This is a genomic window from Chryseobacterium sp. PTM-20240506 (assembly GCF_048296755.1).
In the GTDB taxonomy this organism is placed as follows: Bacteria; Bacteroidota; Bacteroidia; order Flavobacteriales; family Weeksellaceae; genus Chryseobacterium; species Chryseobacterium proteolyticum.
The window spans coordinates 3968548-3989585 of record NZ_CP182581.1; the positions used below are offsets into that span (position 1 = coordinate 3968548).

General features: G+C 36.6%; 20 protein-coding genes, 7 tRNA genes and 1 pseudogene. 23 read left to right on the forward strand and 5 right to left on the reverse strand.

Features of this window, described 5'->3' with window-relative positions:
- Positions 1-129 precede the first annotated feature (129 nt).
- The 6 genes from ACNFU2_RS17710 to ACNFU2_RS17735 all read left to right on the forward strand — a co-directional run bounded on the left by ACNFU2_RS17710 (position 130) and on the right by ACNFU2_RS17735 (position 4206).
- Positions 130-1035 (forward strand): helix-turn-helix domain-containing protein, encoded by a 906-nt coding sequence (locus ACNFU2_RS17710; RefSeq protein WP_273650725.1) that lies wholly within the window; start codon positions 130-132, stop codon positions 1033-1035.
- Between the two features lie 69 nt (positions 1036-1104).
- Entirely contained in the window at positions 1105-1755 is a 651-nt protein-coding gene (locus tag ACNFU2_RS17715; RefSeq protein WP_273650726.1) for an HD domain-containing protein, read from the forward strand.
- Between the two features lie 48 nt (positions 1756-1803).
- A complete protein-coding gene (locus ACNFU2_RS17720) occupies positions 1804-2226 on the forward strand; it encodes an ester cyclase (protein WP_273650727.1) in 423 nt (140 codons plus the stop codon).
- 163 nt (positions 2227-2389) lie between these two features.
- Positions 2390-3040, forward strand: a complete 651-nt coding sequence (locus ACNFU2_RS17725) for a hypothetical protein (protein WP_273650728.1) — start codon at positions 2390-2392, stop codon at positions 3038-3040.
- A 57-nt stretch (positions 3041-3097) separates the two neighbouring features.
- Entirely contained in the window at positions 3098-3421 is a 324-nt protein-coding gene (locus tag ACNFU2_RS17730; RefSeq protein WP_273650729.1) for a hypothetical protein, read from the forward strand.
- Positions 3418-4206, forward strand: coding sequence for a TatD family hydrolase (locus ACNFU2_RS17735; RefSeq protein WP_273650730.1), 789 nt, complete (start codon positions 3418-3420; stop codon positions 4204-4206). The genes ACNFU2_RS17730 and ACNFU2_RS17735 overlap by 4 nt, the downstream gene beginning before the upstream one ends.
- A gap of 98 nt (positions 4207-4304) precedes the next feature.
- Here the strand turns inward: ACNFU2_RS17735 and deoD are convergent, their stop codons facing one another.
- Complete coding sequence (gene deoD, locus ACNFU2_RS17740; protein WP_172283737.1) at positions 4305-5015, reverse strand: purine-nucleoside phosphorylase; 711 nt, start codon at positions 5013-5015, stop codon at positions 4305-4307.
- 311 nt (positions 5016-5326) lie between these two features.
- Between deoD and ACNFU2_RS17745 the strand changes: the two genes are divergently transcribed.
- The 15 genes and pseudogenes from ACNFU2_RS17745 (at position 5327) to ACNFU2_RS17815 (ending at position 16840) form a co-directional block, all read left to right on the forward strand.
- Positions 5327-5980, forward strand: coding sequence for a hypothetical protein (locus ACNFU2_RS17745; RefSeq protein ID WP_273650731.1), 654 nt, complete (start codon positions 5327-5329; stop codon positions 5978-5980).
- Positions 5977-7110 (forward strand): AAA family ATPase, encoded by a 1134-nt coding sequence (locus ACNFU2_RS17750; RefSeq protein ID WP_306614510.1) that lies wholly within the window; start codon positions 5977-5979, stop codon positions 7108-7110. The genes ACNFU2_RS17745 and ACNFU2_RS17750 overlap by 4 nt, the downstream gene beginning before the upstream one ends.
- Complete coding sequence (locus ACNFU2_RS17755; RefSeq protein ID WP_306614508.1) at positions 7083-7826, forward strand: hypothetical protein; 744 nt, start codon at positions 7083-7085, stop codon at positions 7824-7826. Before ACNFU2_RS17750 ends, ACNFU2_RS17755 begins: the two co-directional genes overlap by 28 nt.
- Positions 7817-10201 (forward strand): hypothetical protein, encoded by a 2385-nt coding sequence (locus ACNFU2_RS17760; protein ID WP_418122499.1) that lies wholly within the window; start codon positions 7817-7819, stop codon positions 10199-10201. The genes ACNFU2_RS17755 and ACNFU2_RS17760 overlap by 10 nt, the downstream gene beginning before the upstream one ends.
- On the forward strand, positions 10191-11852 hold the full coding sequence (locus ACNFU2_RS17765; protein WP_418122501.1) for an APC family permease: 1662 nt from the start codon (positions 10191-10193) through the stop codon (positions 11850-11852). Before ACNFU2_RS17760 ends, ACNFU2_RS17765 begins: the two co-directional genes overlap by 11 nt.
- The gene (locus tag ACNFU2_RS17770) at positions 11845-12864 is read left to right on the forward strand and encodes a tetratricopeptide repeat protein (RefSeq protein WP_418122503.1); all 1020 of its coding nucleotides are present in this window, start codon (positions 11845-11847) and stop codon (positions 12862-12864) included. Before ACNFU2_RS17765 ends, ACNFU2_RS17770 begins: the two co-directional genes overlap by 8 nt.
- An 826-nt stretch (positions 12865-13690) precedes the next feature.
- A tRNA-His gene (locus ACNFU2_RS17775) sits at positions 13691-13763 on the forward strand.
- Positions 13764-13939: 176 nt separating this feature from the next.
- A tRNA-Asp gene (locus ACNFU2_RS17780) sits at positions 13940-14011 on the forward strand.
- Positions 14012-14078: 67 nt separating this feature from the next.
- Positions 14079-14150: transfer RNA gene (locus ACNFU2_RS17785), tRNA-Pro, on the forward strand.
- 337 nt (positions 14151-14487) lie between these two features.
- Positions 14488-14571, forward strand: a tRNA-Tyr gene (locus ACNFU2_RS17790).
- A gap of 377 nt (positions 14572-14948) precedes the next feature.
- A tRNA-Leu gene (locus ACNFU2_RS17795) sits at positions 14949-15022 on the forward strand.
- A gap of 154 nt (positions 15023-15176) precedes the next feature.
- Positions 15177-15248: transfer RNA gene (locus ACNFU2_RS17800), tRNA-Gln, on the forward strand.
- A 72-nt stretch (positions 15249-15320) separates the two neighbouring features.
- Complete coding sequence (locus tag ACNFU2_RS17805; RefSeq protein ID WP_172283751.1) at positions 15321-15806, forward strand: ribonuclease H-like YkuK family protein; 486 nt, start codon at positions 15321-15323, stop codon at positions 15804-15806.
- Between the two features lie 26 nt (positions 15807-15832).
- A pseudogene (locus tag ACNFU2_RS17810) lies at positions 15833-16201 on the forward strand (cyclic-phosphate processing receiver domain-containing protein).
- 87 nt (positions 16202-16288) lie between these two features.
- A complete protein-coding gene (locus ACNFU2_RS17815; protein ID WP_418122505.1) occupies positions 16289-16840 on the forward strand; it encodes an exonuclease domain-containing protein in 552 nt (183 codons plus the stop codon).
- Positions 16841-16873: 33 nt separating this feature from the next.
- Here ACNFU2_RS17815 and ACNFU2_RS17820 read toward each other — a convergent pair whose 3' ends face one another.
- From ACNFU2_RS17820 to ACNFU2_RS17835, 4 genes are read right to left on the reverse strand one after another with little or no spacing between them, the layout of a single operon-like run.
- Complete coding sequence (locus ACNFU2_RS17820; protein ID WP_418122507.1) at positions 16874-17767, reverse strand: alpha/beta fold hydrolase; 894 nt, start codon at positions 17765-17767, stop codon at positions 16874-16876.
- Positions 17748-18206: a DUF1330 domain-containing protein gene (locus ACNFU2_RS17825; RefSeq protein WP_273650740.1), complete on the reverse strand. Its 459-nt coding sequence runs from the start codon at positions 18204-18206 to the stop codon at positions 17748-17750. Before ACNFU2_RS17825 ends, ACNFU2_RS17820 begins: the two co-directional genes overlap by 20 nt.
- Before the next feature lie 10 nt (positions 18207-18216).
- Entirely contained in the window at positions 18217-18561 is a 345-nt protein-coding gene (locus ACNFU2_RS17830) for a GIY-YIG nuclease family protein (protein ID WP_172283760.1), read from the reverse strand.
- Between the two features lie 20 nt (positions 18562-18581).
- Positions 18582-19007 carry a MarR family winged helix-turn-helix transcriptional regulator gene (locus tag ACNFU2_RS17835; RefSeq protein WP_273650741.1) on the reverse strand — a complete coding sequence of 142 codons (426 nt, stop codon included), beginning with the start codon at positions 19005-19007 and terminating at the stop codon, positions 18582-18584.
- 443 nt (positions 19008-19450) lie between these two features.
- Between ACNFU2_RS17835 and ACNFU2_RS17840 the strand changes: the two genes are divergently transcribed.
- Positions 19451-19515: transfer RNA gene (locus tag ACNFU2_RS17840), tRNA-OTHER, on the forward strand.
- 402 nt (positions 19516-19917) lie between these two features.
- Positions 19918-21018: a slipin family protein gene (locus tag ACNFU2_RS17845; RefSeq protein ID WP_418122510.1), complete on the forward strand. Its 1101-nt coding sequence runs from the start codon at positions 19918-19920 to the stop codon at positions 21016-21018.
- Positions 21019-21038 lie beyond the last annotated feature (20 nt).

The window sequence follows — 21038 nt, forward strand, 5'->3', positions numbered from 1 at the left end:
TAGGTTTTAAACAGGACAAACTTATCGTTTATAAAAATCAAAAGATTGTATAAAACATTCCTTTTGTTGTAAAAAGCATCATTGATTGTTGCTATTTTGTGATTCCGGAAATAGTATGGCAGATCTGTTGTGAACTTTTTTGATATTCGTACTTTTGGAACCATTAGAGAAGCATATAATATGTATGATGAAGTGCTCATCTTCGATAAGGAAATAAAGGATTCTTTTCAGGTGGTTAAACTGGATCATTCGGTTCTGGAAAAAACGGATGTAGTCAGTGTTACCTATAACAGAGTGCTCATTGTTCACGAAGGAAACGGAAGCATCATTATTGATGGGAAACAATTTAATATTCAGGGGCCGGAGGTATTTGTCATATCGAAAGGACAAATATTTTCTTTATCCCATCCCAATCAGTTGTCCGGATTTGAAATAAGCTTTGGAGATTGCTTTTGGGAAAAGGCACCATCGAGTGCCTCCAATTGTAAATTGATGCTTTTTAATGATGCTGCCCTTCATCAGAATTTTCCTTTACAGGAAAAGGACTTCACTGAACTGATTGGGGTTTGTGAGATCCTTTTTAGAGAATATGAAGGTGCCGATTATCCCAATAAATTAGATGCTATGGCAGCCTATTTAAAAATTCTGATGATTAAGCTGGCCAATGCAATGCCTTCATTTCAGGATGGAATTGACGATTTCGACAATCAGATCTATCGCAGGTTTCTGGAATTACTCAGTCAGCAATATAACAAGATGCATGATGTATTGTACTATGCAGAACAGCTATCCGTTTCACCCCGTAAATTATCCGATATATCAAAAAAGAAAAGCGGTAAAGGAGCTAAAGAGGTCATTGCGGGACAAGTGATCGCCGAATCAAAAAGATTATTGCAGTTTTCCGCTAAAACAATAAAAGAAATTGCTTATCACCTTGCATTCAGCACGCCTGAACAATTCAGTCATTTTTTCAAAAAACACACAGATATCTCACCATTAGAATACCGTAGGATGTTTGTAAATATTGGCAGGTAATAGGTATATTCTGACATTCCGGAGCAAGAAGGACAGGCCTATTTTTGTATTGATTAAAATATAAAAAATATGTCAGTCCAAAGATTAAAAAGTGTTGCCGGAATTATGATTCCGGACAGTAAAATTGCTGCCGAAGCCACTGAATTGCTATTAGAGTATGGAACGGAATTTATTTATAACCACTCATTACGGGTTTTCCTTTTTTCTTCACTTAACGGAAAACGAAAAAATATGGAGTATGATGCAGAGCTTTTGTATATAAGCTCAGTTTTTCATGATCTGGGTTTAGTGCCCCATTACAGCAGTCCCGATTTGAGATTTGAAGTAGACGGAGCTAATGCAGCAAGGGATTTTCTGAAAAGCCACGGTCTTCCGAAAGATCAATTGCAGCTGGTTTGGGATACGATAGCATTGCATACAACCATTGGGATTGCAGAACATAAGGAGAATGAAGTAGCTTTGATGTACTCCGGAGTAGGATTGGATGTAATGGGAGAAGGGTATGAGTATCTGAGTGATTCAGACCGGAATGAGATTATAGAGGCATTTCCCCGGAATGATTTTAAGAATAAAATTATTCCAACGTTTTTTGATGGATTTAAACATAAAACCGAAACCACTTTCGGAAATATAAAAGCAGATGTCTGTGCATTTATGATTCCAAATTTTGAAAGGAAAAATTTCTGCAACTGTATTCTGCATTCTCCTTGGAGCGAATAATGTTTTATCCTAAATTTACGTATCTAAGGAAAAAATCAATAATAAGATATGGATTTGCAACAGGAAAAAAACAAAGAAATAGTAAAACGCTTTAATATAGAAGTTATTGAAAAGGGGAATGTTGAAACCTTTGAAGAACTCATGGATGAGAACTTCATCAACCACTCTGCCCCACAAGGTGCTGATAATGGAAAACAGGGAATGATCAATACTTTCAATGGGATATTAAGACCTGCCATGCCAGATATCCAGGTGACTATTCTTCAGCAGGTTGCGGAAGGAGATCTCGTTACCACCAGAAAAAATATATCCGGAACTCATACCGGAAATTTTATGGGAATTGCACCTTCAGGAAAAAGAATAAGTATTGATGTCATTGATATTGTCCGTCTTAAAAATGGGAAATATTTTGAGCATTGGGGAATTAACAATTTATCGGTAGTCCTGGCACAGCTTAAAAGCAATGAGTAACCCATCAAAATAATAAATTATAAAATCCCTGTCACTGATGGGGATTTTTTAATGAACAAAGATTATTTAATGTATTTTAAATTTTTCATTTTTACGTCAACAATAATGTAGAGTGTACTTTTATTGCTGAAAAAAATCTGCTATTTTGGTTAAAAATTTTTAAATGAGCGGAATTCAGCCATGTTCTTTGTTTTTTTCGGGCTCCTGGAAAGAAAAATATGGTGCCATTGTTTCGGAAGAACATCTTCGGACTATCGATCAAAACATTCAAAGATTTAAAGATGGAACTTTAGATTGGCATCTTCCTTATTTTAATGAAGAAATTCTGATTGACCGGAAGCAAAGTTTCGGGCACTTTATCCATATTCTGGAAACTAAGGATCAAAATGAAGAAAAAGCAAGACAATTGGAAGAAATCCCCTTTGAATACTGGCTTGATGTTCTGGGGCAGAGACTTACTTCAGCAAGCGTTCGTGATGAACAAGCCATTCCACCTCTAAAAGATGCTTTGATTGGTAGTTGTCAGGTCTATTTTAATAAAGAAATCACCATTGCACAGAGAGCATGGGAAAAACATGTGGGAAGAACGGATGACCAGTTCTGGGGTGAGGTAAAAGGCAGTAATTTTCAAAAACAGGAAAAGGTAATGGCTAAAATCCATTATATCATCGAGAATAAAACCTGGTGGAATGTATTCTTTCATTATAAGCATGGGGTTGTCTACGAAATAAGGGAAAAAGAAGGACACGGCATTCGTTGGGCTAGCGGAGGAACACAGCTTATTGGTTTTCTGGAAACTTTTATCAATGAATAATATATTGCGTAAAAAGATTGCGTAGCAAATGCTTTATTTTGCCAAAAATTCATCCGAATGAAAAATATCTATAACAAAGGGACTTTTCGGGCTTTTGAATACGGGAAAATAGGAACTTACCTGAAAAAGTATGGGAACAAAAAGTGGCGGAGAACTGAGCAATCCGATATAGATGACCAATTATCTGAATCCATACCATTACGGAAGGTAAGAAGACAAAAACAAGAACTTGTCTGGGTGAAAATAACCAAAGAAATTAATGGAACAAAATATTCCAGGTACAAGAAATTCCATAGTGAAAGATCTTTTAGAAGTGCCGTAAACAGTCCCCATGTAATAAGATATTTTCATATCAATAACAAAACAAAAAAAGAAAAATGAATACCTACATTGATATTGGCATTAATCTGACCAATAAACAGTTCTATAATGAACAAGACGAAGTGATTAACCGTGCTCTGGACAATGGCGTAGACTATATGATCCTTACGGGGACAAGTGTGCGTGGAAGTAAAGAATCTGCAGATATAGCGCAGGATTATCCGGATATTTTATTTTCAACGGCGGGCATTCACCCTCATGATGCTAAATCATTTAATGATCAAAGTATCGGCGAACTCAGGAACCTTCTAAAACAGGACCATGTGGTTTCAGTGGGAGAGTGCGGATTGGATTTTGACCGTGATTTTTCACCAAGGCCTCTACAAGAGAAGTGTTATTGTGCACAACTTGAACTGGCAATTCAAATCAATAAACCTTTATTCCTTCATGAGAGATCTGCATTTAAAAGATTTACCGAAATTACAGAGGATTACCTTTCTCAACTTCCGGAATCAGTCGTTCATTGTTTCACCGGGACTTTAGAAGAAGCAAAAAGCTATTTGGATAAAGGGTTTTATTTAGGATTTACAGGAGCAATCAGTGATGAAAAGAGATTTAAACACCTTGAGGAAGTGATCAGGTATGTTCCATTAGAAAGAATGATGATTGAAACGGATGCTCCGTTTATGCTTCCGAAAAATATCTCAGCGCGAAGTCAGAACCGGAGAAATGAACCTGCCTTTCTACCTTATGTGGCGCAAACCATTGCTCAGATCAAGAAAATAAGTTTGAAAGATGTAGCAGAGGAAACAACAGCGGTCGCCAGAAAATTTTTCAGGATATAAAAAAGAGCTCTACTGAATAAGTGAAGCTCTTTTTTTATGGTTGAAAAGCAAATTGCGATTCGCAATATTGCTTTCTATAATTAGGGTGATATAAGGTTTTAAATAACTTTCAATGCTGATTCCAAAGCCAGCTCAATCATCGGTTTCAACGCTGTCTCTCTTTGGTCTGCCGAAATTTTTTCGTGAGTAGGAATGATATCCGTTACCGTAAGAATTGTGGCTGCATTTTTCCCTAAATGTTTAGCATTGGCGAATAATCCAAAGGCTTCCATTTCCACAGCCGGACAGTTGTATCTTGTCGCAATCTCAGGAACGGTTAAATCCTTTCGATAGAAAATATCACTGCTATGAATAGTAACAGCCTTGGTTTTCAAAGAAGATTCTTCTGCCGTTGCATTGATCACATCAAAAATATTTCCCTGATGAGAAATAATATCTCCTTCTATTTCCCATGCATATTTTGCATAGGTACTTTCACTTGCCGCATGTTCAACATTTAGAATATCAAATACTTTCAGATCTGTGGTGTAAGCTCCACAGGTACCGATACGGATGATTGTATCTACATCATATTCGGTGTACAATTCATAGGAGTAAATACCGATGCTTGGAAAACCCATTCCACTTGCTCCTACGCTGATTTCTTTTCCTTTATAAAGTCCGGTATAATACAAAATACCTCTGGTTTTGCTTACCAGTTTTGCATTTTCTAAAAAGTTTTCGGCAATATATTGTGCACGAAGCGGATCCCCCGGCTGCAATATTACTTTCGCTATTTCTCCTTTTTTTGCACTTATGTGAATACTCATAATGTTATTTTGAATGACGGCAAAGATAGCAACTTTTACTTTTATTGCTTTTTAAGTTAATCGCAAAAACGCAAAGGTTATTTTATTATTTTATGTTTTCAGAGCACTGGAAAATCCTAGATTTTCAAATGTTTATGAACAAAAATACTTTATTATCAACTTCGTCGGTTTTAAAAATCTTTATATCCTCTAAAAAATTTGTTTTATGCCTTTGTATTCCCGTGGCTGACCGAAGACAGAGGCATTAATTAATTCTTAATCATAATGATATTAAAGTTTTATTCTCAAAAAAATAATTTTACTTTTGTTATATGACCGAAAATACATCTCCTTTCCTGGATACTTTATTTCTTCTCCGTAAAGAAGAATGTATCACCATTTTTTCAAATATTCAAAAAATTTCAGAGAAAGAAGAACAGGATGCCGCGGATTATTTTGAATCAGAATTTGAAAAAGAAAGACTGGAGTTTTTGACGGATCATTTGGAGTATGATAAAGAGGCTGCAGTCTGGGCTGCTAAGGTCCTTTATTATGCTGCTCAATTGTATTTAATAAGGGAAAACACGGCAAAAGACCTGGATCAGTTCATCCCTGAATTTAGAGGAATGAAAAATTCCGAAGCACTTTTATCAGCAGATCTTTCGCTGAGATTTTTACCACAGATAATTGTTGTTCTTCAGAATTTGGACCCCGACGATCCTTTGATAAAAAAATTGGAAAGTATTTTGCTGCAATTCCATTACTCGGGTGTAGGGTATGATCTTGATCTCGAAAATATGAATTGGCAGGAAGAGTTGAAAGAACCGACATACCGGAAGCTATATCTTGAAAGGATTGTTGAAAAAAGAGCTCAAAGGTTGGCTGAAATACCCTATATTAACAAGTTGTTGGTTGCTGAATTTGGCTTACATAAAGACGGGTTCTGGCGAGAATTAAAAATTATAAACGAAGAAGAAAATAAATGATTCCGAATATTTCAAAGCTTAATGCAGTACTCAATTACGTAAAAGACACTTTTGTAGGTAAAAACGATGTGGTCGATCTGCTGGGGATCTGCCTTCTGGCCAGAGAAAATGCATTTTTATATGGTCCGCCGGGAACTGCAAAATCAGCTATTGTAAGAACCTTGTCCCAAACGGTTAAAGATGGGAAGAATTTTGAGTATTTGCTGACCCGCTTCACGGAACCGAATGAAATTTTCGGTCCTTTTGATATCAGGAAATTAAAAGAAGGCGAACTTCTTACCAATACAGAAGGGATGATGCCCGAGGCTTCAATGGTTTTTCTGGATGAGATTTTTAATGCCAATTCAGCGATCCTCAATTCGCTTTTGATGGCTTTGAATGAAAAGATCTTTAAGAGGGGAAAGGAAACCAAGCATCTGCCTGCACTCATGTTTGTGGGAGCAAGCAATGTTTTACCTGAAGATGAAGCTTTAAATGCTTTATTCGACCGTTTTCTTATCAGGATCAATGTAGATTATGTGAATCCTGAGCTGCTTCAACAGGTTCTTTTAGCAGGCAGAAGATTAGAAAATGCAGAGGAAAGGGATATTCCTGAAATTAGGGCCGAGGAAATAAGAGAGCTTCAGAACCTTTGTAAAACAGTGGATCTGAAACCTATTTATGAAGTTTACCTCAATACTGTGATCAGTCTCCGGAATACCGGAATTGCAATTTCCGACCGTAGAGCGGTAAAGCTTCAGAACCTTATTGCTGCAAGTGCTTTGATTTGCGGGAGAAGTGAAGCAATACTTTCTGACCTTTGGGTATTGAAACATATTTGGGATACGGAAGAGCAGATTGAAATTCTGGAAGGGATCATTAACAGGACCATCGAAAAGGATGAAAACCCGCAAAGCCATCCTCAGGCATTGCACAATAAAATGCCGAATCCTGAAGAGGTAATGAAGGATGTGAAGATCTTACAGGAAAAATGGGATAGCGGATCTGCAACATTTGAAGAACAAAATGTGATTAAAGATAAACTGAGATATCTACAAACCCGCTGTGACTGGATTAAAAATCCTGAACAGAAACAATATATTCAACAGGAAATAGAAGGCTTATGGCAGAGGATCTTACAGAGCATGTAATTGACTTTTGGGCGGAATTACCTCGTGCTGATGAAGATTTTTTAGGTTCGATCCGGAACTGGAAAAATCTTCAGATTGCTTTGGAGGATGAGACGATCTGGCTTAAAGGATTTACTGAAGAGCAGGCTGCTTCTCCGGAGGTGCAACAATTGCCCAATTTCATTTTATATGAGCTCCGTAATGGTTTATTATTTAAAAAGAAAGCCTTAGTTCCTACCCGGAAAGTAAGAACTGCATTATTATGGTCTCCTATTGACCAGGCATTGCGTCTGGTACTGCCGCCATCCAATCAGAATTTTTTTGGAATTAATGAAAAAATCAGGATAAGGCTAAAACCTGAAACTACAGAACAGCCTGCCATCGCTTTATTAAGTCCTATGTCGGAGATTGGAGCGGTTATTCCGACATTACCTACATTCAAACTTGAAAGAAACGAATGGATTATCATTGGAGACAGGGCGTTATTCCTGGGTACACCTTTACTGGGGCTACCGGGAAAAACCTATTGGGAGAAAGAAGGACATCTTTTACCCACCGGATTTGATTTTGAATTTAAGAATGTAAGTGCTTTACTTCAAAGAAAATATAATGAGAACCTGAGCTATTGGCTTTTATGGAATGAAGACGGAAGTTATCTGTCCATTGCTAAGAAAGATCTGAAAAAGCTTTCCATAAGCTCATACCGGCTCACTCAAAAAGCGAAAGAATGGAGCTAAATGAATACTTCCAGTCCTACGAAGGATATTTTTGGGAATGGAATACAGATGAAGATGTGCGTGATGAGACAGGTTATCACAAAAATAACCTTGTGTCCATTCCGAATGTGGGAGCCATTGCATACCGGCCTTATATAATTGAAGTCCTGAAAGAATTACATCTGCAGGGAATCCCTCCCTTTGGAGCTTTATTGTTAGTACTTTATGCAACCCAGGAAGGCTATCTTAATTTCAATGCCGTTTCGTATTATTTAAAAAAGCTTGAAAGGGAAGCCAAAGTAAATATTGAGGTTAATTGCATTATCAATTTTCTGGGGAACCTGAATAAATTGGGTAAATCTTATAAAAAAGGGCAAAACAGAATTCTTTTGCTGCAAACATTATTTCACAATGCCCATAACAGGATCTCTGCACCATCCGGTTCATTGCTTCTGAAAAAGTTTGCAAAAAATCCTTATGCTCTGGCCAAAAGTGCTGAAAAAATACCCGTAACATCCTCATCTCTGGTAAAGGATACCAGAGTTCTTGTGTGGCTCAATGAAAAATTTCCTTCGGTAGAGTCAATTATTTATGCGATGAAAGGCTTTGGCACTGAGCCGGAGCTGGATGATGAGGTTGCAGAAGAGGAGATAACCGTAGAATCCAATAATGATTTTATCCAGGATTTAATAGAAGAGCCTAAAACATTTCAGGTAGGAAGCCTGATCAAAAGAATCTGGAGTGGCCTCAAAATTCCCATGCGTCACCTTTCTCCCGGTGAACAGCCGATAGGAGGAATTTCTGATATGACCAATAAGGGGGAGCTTCACCGAATGCTTTTGTCGGAATTCGCAAATGAAGATGAGGTTTTTATGAGCAGAATAGCCAACAACGAAACCCTCTATATTCAAAGGGAGATACCTCCGGAAGAAAATGTTTTTGAAAGAATAATTTTAATAGATACCTCTCTGAAAAACTGGGGAATACCGAAAGTATTGGCCTATGCATCTGCAATTGCGGTCATTAAGCATCCGAAAGCTCATTCGGAATGTAAAGTTTTCGTTCTGGGGCAAACAAGTGTTCCTGTTTCTCTTGATAGCGTGGAAAATGTTGTGGATCATCTGAATCAGGTAAGCTCAGCTTTGGATGTTTCCCAGGCTCTAGATAAGTTTTTCCAGAATGAGCACACGGAAAAAGATCTTGAGGTATTTTTTATCACCAACCAGGAAAATCTCATGAATGAAGGGTTGCAAAAGGTAATTCATGAAAACAGGGACAGGCTTAAGTTTATAGTAACGACATCTGTTGATGGCGAGGTTAATTTCTTCAAACATCATAAAGGAACAAGGAAACACATCCAGAAAATTGTACTTCCGCTAAAAGACTTATGGGCTAATCCACCACAACGAAAACAGAAAGCTGATCAGGATTCTGTGAATGGCAAAAAAACGGATGTTCCGAAGAACTATCCTATTCTTTTTCCAACACCCATGAACAAAATAGCTTCCTTTTTGTATGAAGGGGAGTTCTTTATTTTGAGCAATAAAAAGCAGCTGCTTAAAACCTATTTGTCTGATAATTATTATAATAAGGATTATTATGACCGATACAGAATACATCGGGGCTGTGAGGTTTTAATCGAAAATATTTCGGTAAGACCCCGCGGGCAGTTTGCTCTGGCTAAAAATAAGCAACAACAATTTATCCTTTGCCAGTACCAGCCTGATAAGCATATTATTTCAAAACTTAATCTTAATACCAAAGAATATTCTGAGCTCAATCTAACCGGGAAAAATATACCCAATGATTATCGGCTGATTTATTTTAACAAAAGTTTTTATCTGCATCATGCGGAATCCTCCTGGATCTATCATATTAATATCGATGGAAATATTTCATTTGAATCGGTGAAGAATGATAAAGAGATAGCCCGGAATCATTCAAAAGTAGAAACTGAAATGAAAAAGCTGGCGAATAGCGGAATAAAGATTTTAAATAACTTTAATAATATCGGAATCAACACTGAAAACAGCCTCGTCATATCAAATAACAGGCTGGCGAAAGTTTATGACAATTCTCTGACATTATACCGAAATAATCACAGGATAAAAATAATTGCGAATCAGTACAAAAATAAATTTACTTTTTCAGACGGAAGTGAGATTATCACGGATTCCCGTGGGATATTAACTTTCAAAAGCAGTAATAAAAATATTCCGGTATTTTATATCCCTTCTACGGAACATGGCTTTTTGTCTCTGGCAACCCATACCGAATTTGGAGGAGCAGAATATTACCTTCCTGAAACCACCTTGCTTAAGATGAGAACAATGGGGGATATGTGTTCAGATTATCTGGAGCCTTTTATCAATCAAATTCTGGAATATGGAACTTAGAATAAAACCTTTTCCAAAAAATGACTATCCCCGGAAAGGACTTCTGATCAGGAGTTCTTCACCTTCCGTATGGCTAAGTGAAATGGATGCTTTAGGAATTGACCTAGACCAGGTAATGACATTTGCGATTCCTTCCAAAGAACCTAATATTCTCTATGGCTGTTTTATTGTTTTTAATAATGAGGCACCCCGGGAAGTTGGCAGGAATTCTTATTTTCAATGTATAGATGAGGTCTTATTTATCCCTGAATACACTACATTTTATCCTAAGGTCACTCCTGAAGACTGGCTCCATATTGATTCTCAGTTTCTGATCATCCATCCCGAATTCGGAATGGTAAAATTAAGAGAAGAAATAGATTGGGCCACATTGCTTGAAGAACCACAAAAGAATGGATCTTCTGTCAGCAAACCATTAAACGGAGTTTATATTCCTAAAGAAATCAAAAGTTTTGCAGTGGAAATTGATGATGAAAAAATGATGGAATCTCTGCGGACCTCAACAACAGAAGAAGAATGGATGAAAAACCTGCCTTTTGATCTGAAAAAAGTGATGGCGGGAAACAAAAAAGAAATCGAAAAATATCTAAAGTATATAGAAAAATATCCTGATCGGGCTGTAGATTTGGGCGTGCCTCTGGATATTATGGGAACTTCCCGAGGAGATGGTTCCGGGAAGTTCAGATTTAATAACAATTGGCTGAGCCGGTTATGGGGAGGAAACGGGGCAAATGGTAAACAAAGGGATTACCGGTGGGCTCTCCTTGCATTATGGATCATAATTATTGTCGGGAGAATTATGATAGGCTTTACTAAAGAAGAGGGAACAACAGAAAGCCCTGTTTCTTCAGGAAATGTATTCTCAAAGGAGGCTTTGAAAAATCAGAATCCCGGCAAGTTAGCCTTTGAATCCGGTCTCACCGAAATAGATATGAAGATTGATTCCTTGTATCATAATGAAAGAAAGGAATTAATGAAAGACTATGCCGCAGCTTCCAAAGGATCCGACGCGAAGGAAATGAATAAGGTGGAAAAGAAGCTTGAAAATTACAGGGCAAAAGAAAGTAACACGCGGGATTTTCTAAAGAAAATTTACAACAGGAAAATAGCAAAACATATTGCAGACAAATCCAGGGATTACCAGCGTAAAATTTCCGATTCCATCAAAAATAAAAATCATGATAAACCTGTTGATCAGGGAATTGTAAAAAGTATCTGGAGAAAAAAGCAGGTGTTAATGGAAGATTCTCTTGGAAGGCTTTATGGAACTTTAGAAAGTGCGGAACCCCATTTTTCATCCGGTCAAAATGCAGATACAAAAGGAAGTTTGGGTGATGAAAGCACACCATCGAAAGACATTTCATTCTCCGAGATTGTTTGGCTGATCATTCTGATTATCGGAAGTGTAGGACTTTATTCTTATTTCTTCCGGAAGAAAACCTTGAATATCGGAGGCGATAATGTACCCGGTGGTATTAAAATATTCCTGGTTCTTATTTTGATAGGAATGCTGATTTATCTTTTTTATCCGTTGATCGGGATGTACGGGTATAACTGGTTTGTATGGTTCCTGGTTATTTGTGTCATCTTATTGGTATATCGTTTATTCAGCGAGGACAAAACCATTTTAAAATCCGATAAAGATGAATAAGCAGAAGTTTATAGATAAATTTATCAGAGCATTTTTAATACTGGTACTTCTTAAAGTGCTGGGGCTTGTAGCGCAACTTTTTCATCAGAGTTTCTGGAGTGTATTGGGCACCTTGGGTATTTTTGTCGCGGTGGCTATCATAATTTTTGTGGTAATGATCAGCCTGAAGGATAAAGAAAAAAATGATCAACGTTCCGGAAGGCGAGGAAATTCGGGAGGAAACTTTTACCTTGAAAATTCTCTTTTTGACAGAATCCGTAGTAAGTATGAAGAGCTGGCAGAAAAATATATTACAGAAGGAGATTACAAAAAAGCCGCAAAAGTTTATATGAACCTCCTACAGGATAATTACAGGGCAGCAAAAACACTGGAAAATGGGGGATTTTATAATGAGGCAGCCGTTATTTATCTGAAAAGGTTGCATAATAAATCCGATGCTGCGGCTTGCTATGAAAAAGCAAAACAATACAGAAAAGCAATTGATCTTTATAAAGAACTCGATCAGAAAGAAAAAGTAGGTGATCTTTATAAAGAGATGAATGATATCAAAAATGCACATATCTATTATCAGATGTTGGCAGATGATTTCGTGGATAACAGCCAGATGGTAAAAGCCTCGCTGATCTACAGAAAAAAGATGGAAATGCCTGATGAAGCACAGAAAATCCTATTAACAGGATGGAAAGAAAATAAAGATGCCTTCAATTGTCTGAATAATTATTTTGCAAATATTTTTGATTCTACAAAATTAGAAAGGGAAATTCAGCATTTATATGAAGAAACGCCAGCAGATAAAAAGCTGATTTATCTGGAGGCTATGAAGTATGAATTTAAAAAGAACTCTTCCCTTCAGACTGTCACGAGAAATATTGCTTATGAGATCATTTCCGAAAAGGTAGAAACTCATTCCGAAATTGTAAATGAGCTAAAATATTTTAATCCTGATGATTCGCTTATTTTAAAAGATATTTCAAGGTATAAGACTGGAAGGAATAAGATGTTCAGGAATTAATTGATGTTTGAATTAAAAGATTAAAAGACTTAAAAATTCCATAGTAATCTTTATAAATTCCTAACAAACATAATGGCTGAAGCTTTCAAAACCACCATTTTATCAGGAAAAATATTATCTTTGCGGACATAAAATTATGACAATACAAACAGCACATATCAGTTTAAATCTATGCGATAGCCCTGTACTAAAGGATTCGTTTGGATATGAATGCATGATATGGAATGAGGTAAAATGTGCTGACTTTGTAAATTATTTACTGTAAACTCGTAAAGATTTAATCAAAATACTGCAAAAACGCCTCGATTCACGGGGCGTTTTTTGTGTTTTTAGAACAGAAATTATTTAGAATGAAAAAAAATAACCAAAAAAGTGAAAATTTTTAATTAGCGATGAAATTTTAATACAATAAAATAGAGTGATAAACAAACCGGTGAGAGACAGTCATTTAGGTAATTAAAGTATCTGCAATAATTTGCGGACAGGAATTTCTATTTCTTTTTATTTAATGTAACTTATTGATTTTTAAGTTATTATATCTGGGATTTATTTGCGAGTTAAAAAAAAACATATTTACTTTGCAATCGAAAATTGAAAGCAACAGGTTTTCAGAATTTCAAAAAGTGTTTAAAACAAAAAATATAATGAAACAATTGCATTACATATTTAATCCGTATTCAAGACTACAAGCAGAGGAACCGAAAGGTTACCCATGTCTTCAGGATAGTGAATTTGTGGATAAAAGGTGCTTATATATTTGGGTCAGCTATTGATCTGACACGTCAAAATATATACAGCACCTCCCGAAAAGAGGTGCTTTTTTTATGGTTTCTTTAGCTTATTTGGTAAAGCGTCGGTTTGTGGCACCGGAGAATAGGGTTCGATCCCCGGAGAAACCCAAAGTACAATTCCTTAGCTTAATGAACCGACCACCGGTCTTTTAAAACCGGAAAAAGCGGAGGTTTAATTTCTCTGGGATTAAAAGGAGAGTAGATAAATAGGGGTTGGTTGCGGCTTAATGCTCATAAGTTCTACGATAGTCGTGAAGGTTCAATTCCTTTGCTCTCCGCAAAAAGGTCTATTGAGGTAATGGCTAACCTGCCCGACTGTCTCTTGGACACTGCGAGTTCGATTCTCGCATAGACCGCAAGGTTCACGGAATATTTCGGCTCCGACTGTCTCTCGGAAAAGAAATAGGAAGCTGAACCTTATCACTGGAAAGATAACGGTGGTTGTTTACCCGCCTTGGACGCGGGAGGTCGCAAGTTCGAATCTTGCTTTCCAGACTATTTTTAATTGAACGCGAAAAGTTGTAATGCAGGTCAATTATCACTAATGAACGATCAATTATAATGAATAAAACCTGATGGTTCGCCGAAGTGGAAGAGTCGGGGCGGTCTGCAAAACCGTTGCGTAAGCTGAGTGGGTTTTAATCCCATAACCATCTCAAATAACTAAAATGAGATTAGTTCCGGAGAAAAGTTAAAAGGATGTCGGGCGCAGAAGTTCTTATATCAAACAAAAAATTAAGACAGGCCTTTTGCTTACTCCATTATAATGATCAGAAATTATGATGAAATCAAAACCTCTATTCATCTTTATCACTGATCTTTATACAAATCGGGAAGTGCGCCGGAGTTGGAGAGCCGGGGCAGACTGTAAATCTGTTGCTTTATTGCTGAGTAGGTTCGAATCCTACCACTTCCACTACAATCAACTGATAATGTAATGGCAGCATGCAGGAACTGTACTCTTGTCGCTTAGGTTCGATTCCTAATCAGTTGATTATTATTATTAATTAAAGATAAAAGATAAAAGATAAAAGATAAAAGATGATTCATAAATCTTAAGACTAATATCTTATCAATCAATGATCAATCATCATTGATCAATCATATAACGAAAGGGGAAAGAGAAGGGTTTGTCAAGCGCAGAAGATCTTTACAAACACTAACAAGCAAAAGTTTACACCGACAAACTTTCTCTAACCTTAACTAAAAGTGATGATTGATCATAGATCAATGATTGCAGCTATTATAATTTATCTGTTATAATATCTCATCATTTATAATTTGTAAAAAAATACGGGAATGGCGGAACTGGCAGACGCACTTGACTTAGACTCAAGATATTGAGGGTTCGAATCCCTTTTCCTGTACAAAATGTTAATTCATATAAAGATAAATAACCATTTGGTTTTTATAATGAATTTTTATTTATCTATAATCAATGATAATTAACGAAGGTACAGGTTCGATCCTGTCTGTTCTGTAATTGCGGACAAAACTTATATGTAACTCAGTACTGCAGAATGATTCATGGTGTAATCGGCAGCACACAAGACTTTGACTCTTGTTGTTCAGGTTCGAGTCCTGATGAATCAACAAAATCTTTACTCAATCATCGCTTATCAATTATAAAGAACAATATGTAGAATTTTAAAAAAATGTAAAAAAATGGAAACGCAACAAGAAATATGGCAGAATATGAGTGGGAAATTTTTCCACAAGCCTATCACACAGTTGATAGAAGAAGCCATCATCCGCGAAGAAGCTAATGGATACCGACTGAAAGTTTGTGTGGGATCAGATTCTCATGTGTATGGAGATACTATTAGTTATGCTACGGCAGTAGTATTTATTCGTGAAGGAAAAGGTGCGTTTACTTTTATCAGAAAACAAAAAGAAATTCAAACAATCAGCATCAAAGAGCGGATGCTTAATGAGGTGAATAAATCTGTAGAAATTGCTTATACCATCTGTCCTGTTTTAGATAAATATGGGGTGGAAATGGAAGTTCATGCTGATATCAATACAGATCCTGATTTTAAATCCAATGTAGCCTTGAAAGATGCCATGGGGTATATTTTGGGAATGGGATATGTATTCAAAGCTAAACCTTATGCTTTTGCGAGCTCCAATTGTGCAGATATGATGGTTTAATAATAAATCTTGATGATTTTATGAAAATGATACAAAAGCTTTTGTTTCTTGATGATATCAGGTGTCCGGAAGAAGCCTATCACTATACAAAACAGGATTTTTTCTTATTGAAAGACTGGATCATTGTTCGGAATTATAAGCAGTTTATCCATTGGATTTCGGAAAAGGGACTTCCGGAAATGATCTCTTTTGATCACGACCTTGCTGATGGAGAGCACACCGGTAACTAGGATTCCGAAAAGACGGGATATGACTGTGCAAAATGGCTGATAGAATATTGTATGGATCATCATTTGGATGTACCTCAATTTTACAGTCATTCCATGAATCCGGTGGGTAAAAAGAATATTATTAACCTGCTTGAAAATTTTAAAAAACAGAATGAGCTCTTTTAGGTTGATCTGACATAGGAACCAGAGCTCATTTAAAGTTGCCCAATTATTAATAACAAAGTACATTTTTATACATGTACGACAAAAACTATGAAAACAACAGATCATATACTTATTATAGACCTCGAAGCAACATGTTGGGACAGCCGGCCGCCAAGAGGACAAGAAAGTGAGATCATTGAAATCGGGGTTTGCGTTATGGATGCAAAGACCGGCGAGATCTCAAGAAACGAAGGGATTTTGGTAAGACCTCAATATTCAAAGGTGAGCCCATTTTGTACGGAGCTGACTACCATCACCCAAAAGATGCTGGATGAAGAAGGTGTTTTATTTGGTGATGCCTTAGATATACTCCGGGCAGAATATCATTCAGAACATCTTACCTGGGCGAGTTATGGCAATTATGACTTGAACATGCTTCAAAACCAGGCCAGAAGATTTAATCTTGATTATCCCTTAAGTGATAGTCATATTAATGTGAAGACATTATTCGGGTGTGTTCATCCTACGATCAGGAAAAGTGTAGGAATGAGCAGGGCTTTAGGGGAACTTAATCTTAAGCTGGAAGGAATCCATCACCGCGGTGTGGACGATGCTAAAAATATTGCCAAGATTTTACATTGGTGCCTGCAAAATAACTAATTACTGTAAAGCTCCCTTTCTAAGAAGGGAGTTTTATTTTTCCGATAAATTTACAGTTTGTATAATCTTTTTGCAGATTGGGATATAAAGCTCTTCCGGGATGGAATGTCCCATTCCTTCGATCATCATAAGCTCTGAATTCGGAATAGTCCGGTAAAGATCTCTGGCAGATTCAGGATGAAAAATAGGGTCATCTGTTCCGTGAATGATAAGAACAGGTGCTAAAATTTGTTGCAGGTCATTGGGGTTGTATATCCAGGAGCCCATAGCCAACATTTGCCTGAGCATACCATTTTTTGTTTTAGAACGGACTAATTCCTGTTCTATTAAACTTCTTTCCTGCATTTCGTTCAAAGGGAAATTGCCTGATATCCTTTTGGCAAAAATGATTTTTTCTTTAATATAAGCTTCTTTGTTGGTAAAATAATCAACAGGTGGTTGGGTCATCATTGCCATAACCTCCGGATGTACAGAAGGCAGCTGAGGATTGAGTGAGGTAGACATAATAATGGTGATCGATGATACTCTCTCGGGAAAGCAAGAGCCCAGCAATTGTGCAATCACCCCACCCATGGATCTGCCAATAATATGAGCCTTTTTAATGTGTAGATGATCCATAAGCCCTATAACGTCTTTTGCCATATCCTTCAGTGAATAGGGAATGTCTTCTTTTCTGATCTCTGAAAAGGTTTGCTCGATATTTCCTCCGAATTGGATTTCTTTTTCCGCAGTAAAAACAGAAGCCCCGGAATCCCTGTTATCAAAACGGATGACTTTGAAGCCTTGTGAAGAAAGTTGCTCGCAGAAAGAATTATCCCATCGGATCATCTGGCTGCCTAATCCTGAGATTAAAATTATAGAAGTACTATTATTTTCTCCAAAGATCTCGTAGCATAAATCTACATTGTTAATGATTGCTGTTTCCATTGTTGGGTTTTATCGATTGAAGCAGAATCTCTTCCAGGGGTAACAGTCGAGAATCTTCAATAGCTGCGGTGCGATGGCCTGCGATTTTTATGTATTCTTCGTTTTGTTCAAAATTTAAAAAGTCGCCTACACTTTTTTGACGGATGAGCATGCAAATGTCCCAATACTCTTTTTCAGGCCCTATTAAAAAATGATCCCCCTTTCCAATAAAAAGAATTTCACCTCCACTGGCTGTGAGAAAGGGTTCTGTTTCCTGTATGTATCGGCAATATGCATCCCAGCCACTTGTGATCCCGGAAGATTTCAGTTCCGGATGAGATGAATAATCGGCTTCTTTTTTTAATTTAATCAGGTTCAGATTAACGATAGAACCTTTTATATTTTTACTGAATAAATGTTTTCCTGCCTCGAAGGTAGGATATAGATAAGATGTTGTCATTTTTTTATAACTAATAAAGATTTTCCGGGAGCTCAATATCTTCGATACAATTCTTTTCTGCCTTTAAAACTTCCTGACGGTAATTGATATAAGGATTGTTCTGGGGCTCCACTACCGCAATACATTCGAATATAAATGCATTTTCACCGTACTCATTCCAGTCAGACTGCAATTGCCGATGCGTGTACTGGCCAATATTGAGTGAGAATTTTATTTTATTCTCCAATGCTTCCACATTAAGGGAGCCTTGGATAAACTGCTTTCCGTTTATGGTATTTTTAATAGAAAGAACTCCCATTGTTACAGGGTGATTTTTAGCTTTTTCTCTAAGTTGCTGTTTAATTGTATTTTTCATTTGAATCCATTGTCTGTTCATTATTGTATCGATCCTCCCAGCTCAAATAGGAATTCTGAAGTAGCTTTAAGAGATTTGTTCTTCTTAAATGATAATACTTCTGCTGTAATATTTTCTGCTGTTTTTTTTGCTTCTTCAAAGACCTTTTTCCCGGTATCAGTGATTACAACATAGCTGACCCTTGCATCTCTCTCATTGGCTTCTCTGGATACAAGACCTATTTTTTCAAGGGGATTCAAAAGGCGTGTAATCCCTGAAGCTGTTAAACCTGTTTTCTCCGCCAGATCTATCCTGCGGATCTTATGTTCTGAAGACCCTATAAGAATATACAGGATCGTAAAATCACTGAAGCTAAGTCCATGCACACTCAATGCATCAAATTTTCTTGAAATAATGGCCTGCACTTTTGTAACGTTCATAAGCAGTAATAAATCTGTACTTATCATTGAATTATATTTGAGTTATCAAGTATTTTTATTGTGCAAATATAAACATTTTAATTAATTACGTATTATGGTTAGTTAATTTTATTATTTAATTGATTCAAAATGTGAATGACTGGATAGCCCAAATAGGTAATTAAAAAACAAGTCTTTTAGAGTAAGAAAATCGATTTCCTGTATAAATAATTTATTACGCAAAATGATTGCGTATTTCTATTATTACTTTGCATTATCAAAATGAAATAATAATAAGGTTTGGAAAAAGCAAACCTTAATGAAGATATCAGACAGGTCTTGTTGAGTGTTTCGGTATATCACCATTGCAGAAGGATTGTTGAGAAACATGATCTTATTCTGTTCAGCTTGATCTGAAGGTTTGAGGAGTTTTCCAAAAACTTCTACCATGTGCTATGGGTCGAAGGTTCGAATCCTTCTGTTTCCTTATGGAAATATAACTCAGTTGGGTAGAGTAATAGCTTTATGCGTGGGTTCGATTCCCACTCTCATTTCGGATGAGATAGCTCAGTTGGTCAGAGCACTACGCTTTTAACGTAGGTTAAAATAGACTCAAAATCTATTTTGCAGAGTTTAATATTTCTCTTCAAAAAATGTATGTATGGAAAAAGTCTGAGCTTTTTCAGTTGTTCAGTCAATATTTTGGAGAAGCCTGTAAAAAAGTTTTTTGTGAAAAAATAACCTGACGGATCATGATAAAAAGCTGGATGGTGTAAATGAAGTTTTTTTTGTGTAGCAGTGACAGTGAAAACGCTCAAAAGCCCGTGTACCCAGAAAGTAGTATTGTCATGTATGTCTTGAAATAATTCTTTCAGAAATGCTTATTTCCGCTGTTTTCAGAAGAAAAATCCTCAGTTTTTTTCCTTTTATAAAGTATAAAATAACCTTAAAATATAATATGATGTTTAGAAATGTACAAATTAATGCATATCAGGTAGGTCTGGTATTTAAAAACCGGAATCTTATTGAGATTTTACGAGAAGGCCATCACTGGATTTTTGGAAATAAATCTGTGGATATCTATGAAATGAAAACACTTTTGCAGATAAATGACGACCTGCTGCTTTTACTAAAACATCAGGAGTTAAGCGCTATGCTTGAATTGGTTGAGGTAAAAGACGGAGAACTTGTTTTAGTCTATGAAAACGGAATCTTTAAAGAAGTTCTGCATGTAGGGCAATATGCTGCCTGGAAAGATGTCGTAAACAGGACCTTTCAAAAGATTGATATGACGAAAGTTGATATTACTGAAAAAATTTCCAAAACGATTCTGGAAAATCCAAAATTGAAAAACCTGGTGAGAAAATTTGTGGTTACCAGTCAATACAATGGTTTGCTCATTATTGATGGAAAGCTGACAAAAGTGCTGGAAGCAGGGACTTATTATTTCTGGATGAATGAAATTTCTGTTGAAGTAAAAAGTGTAGATACCCGCATGCAACAAATGGAGATTGCAGGTCAGGAACTTTTAACAAAAGATAAAACAATGCTTCGTATCAATTTTTATGTCCGTTACCAGGTTGAAAATGTGGTGAAAGCATTGATGGATAATAAGGAGTATGATAAGCAACTATACATTATCATGCAATTGGCTTTGCGTGAATTTGTTGGGGCTTTAACACTGGATGAATTGCTGGTGAAAAAGGATAATGTAGGACAGGAGATTCTTGCTAATATGGGTGAAAAGGGTGAAGATCTTGGACTGAGAACTACGGATGCGGGGATCCGTGACGTTATTCTTACCGGAGAAATGAAGGAGATCATGAATCAGGTTTTGATTGCGGAGAAAAAGGCTCAGGCCAATAACATCATGCGTCGGGAGGAAACAGCTTCTACAAGGAGCTTGCTGAATACCGCAAAATTGATGGAAGAAAATGAAGTGTTGTGGAAACTGAAAGAAATGGAATATATGGAAAGGATCGCGGATAAAATCGGAGATATTACCGTATCCGGAAACAGCAATATTGTTTCCCAGCTTAAAGAGATTTTCGCAAAATAGAAAACTGCCCCAATTATTAT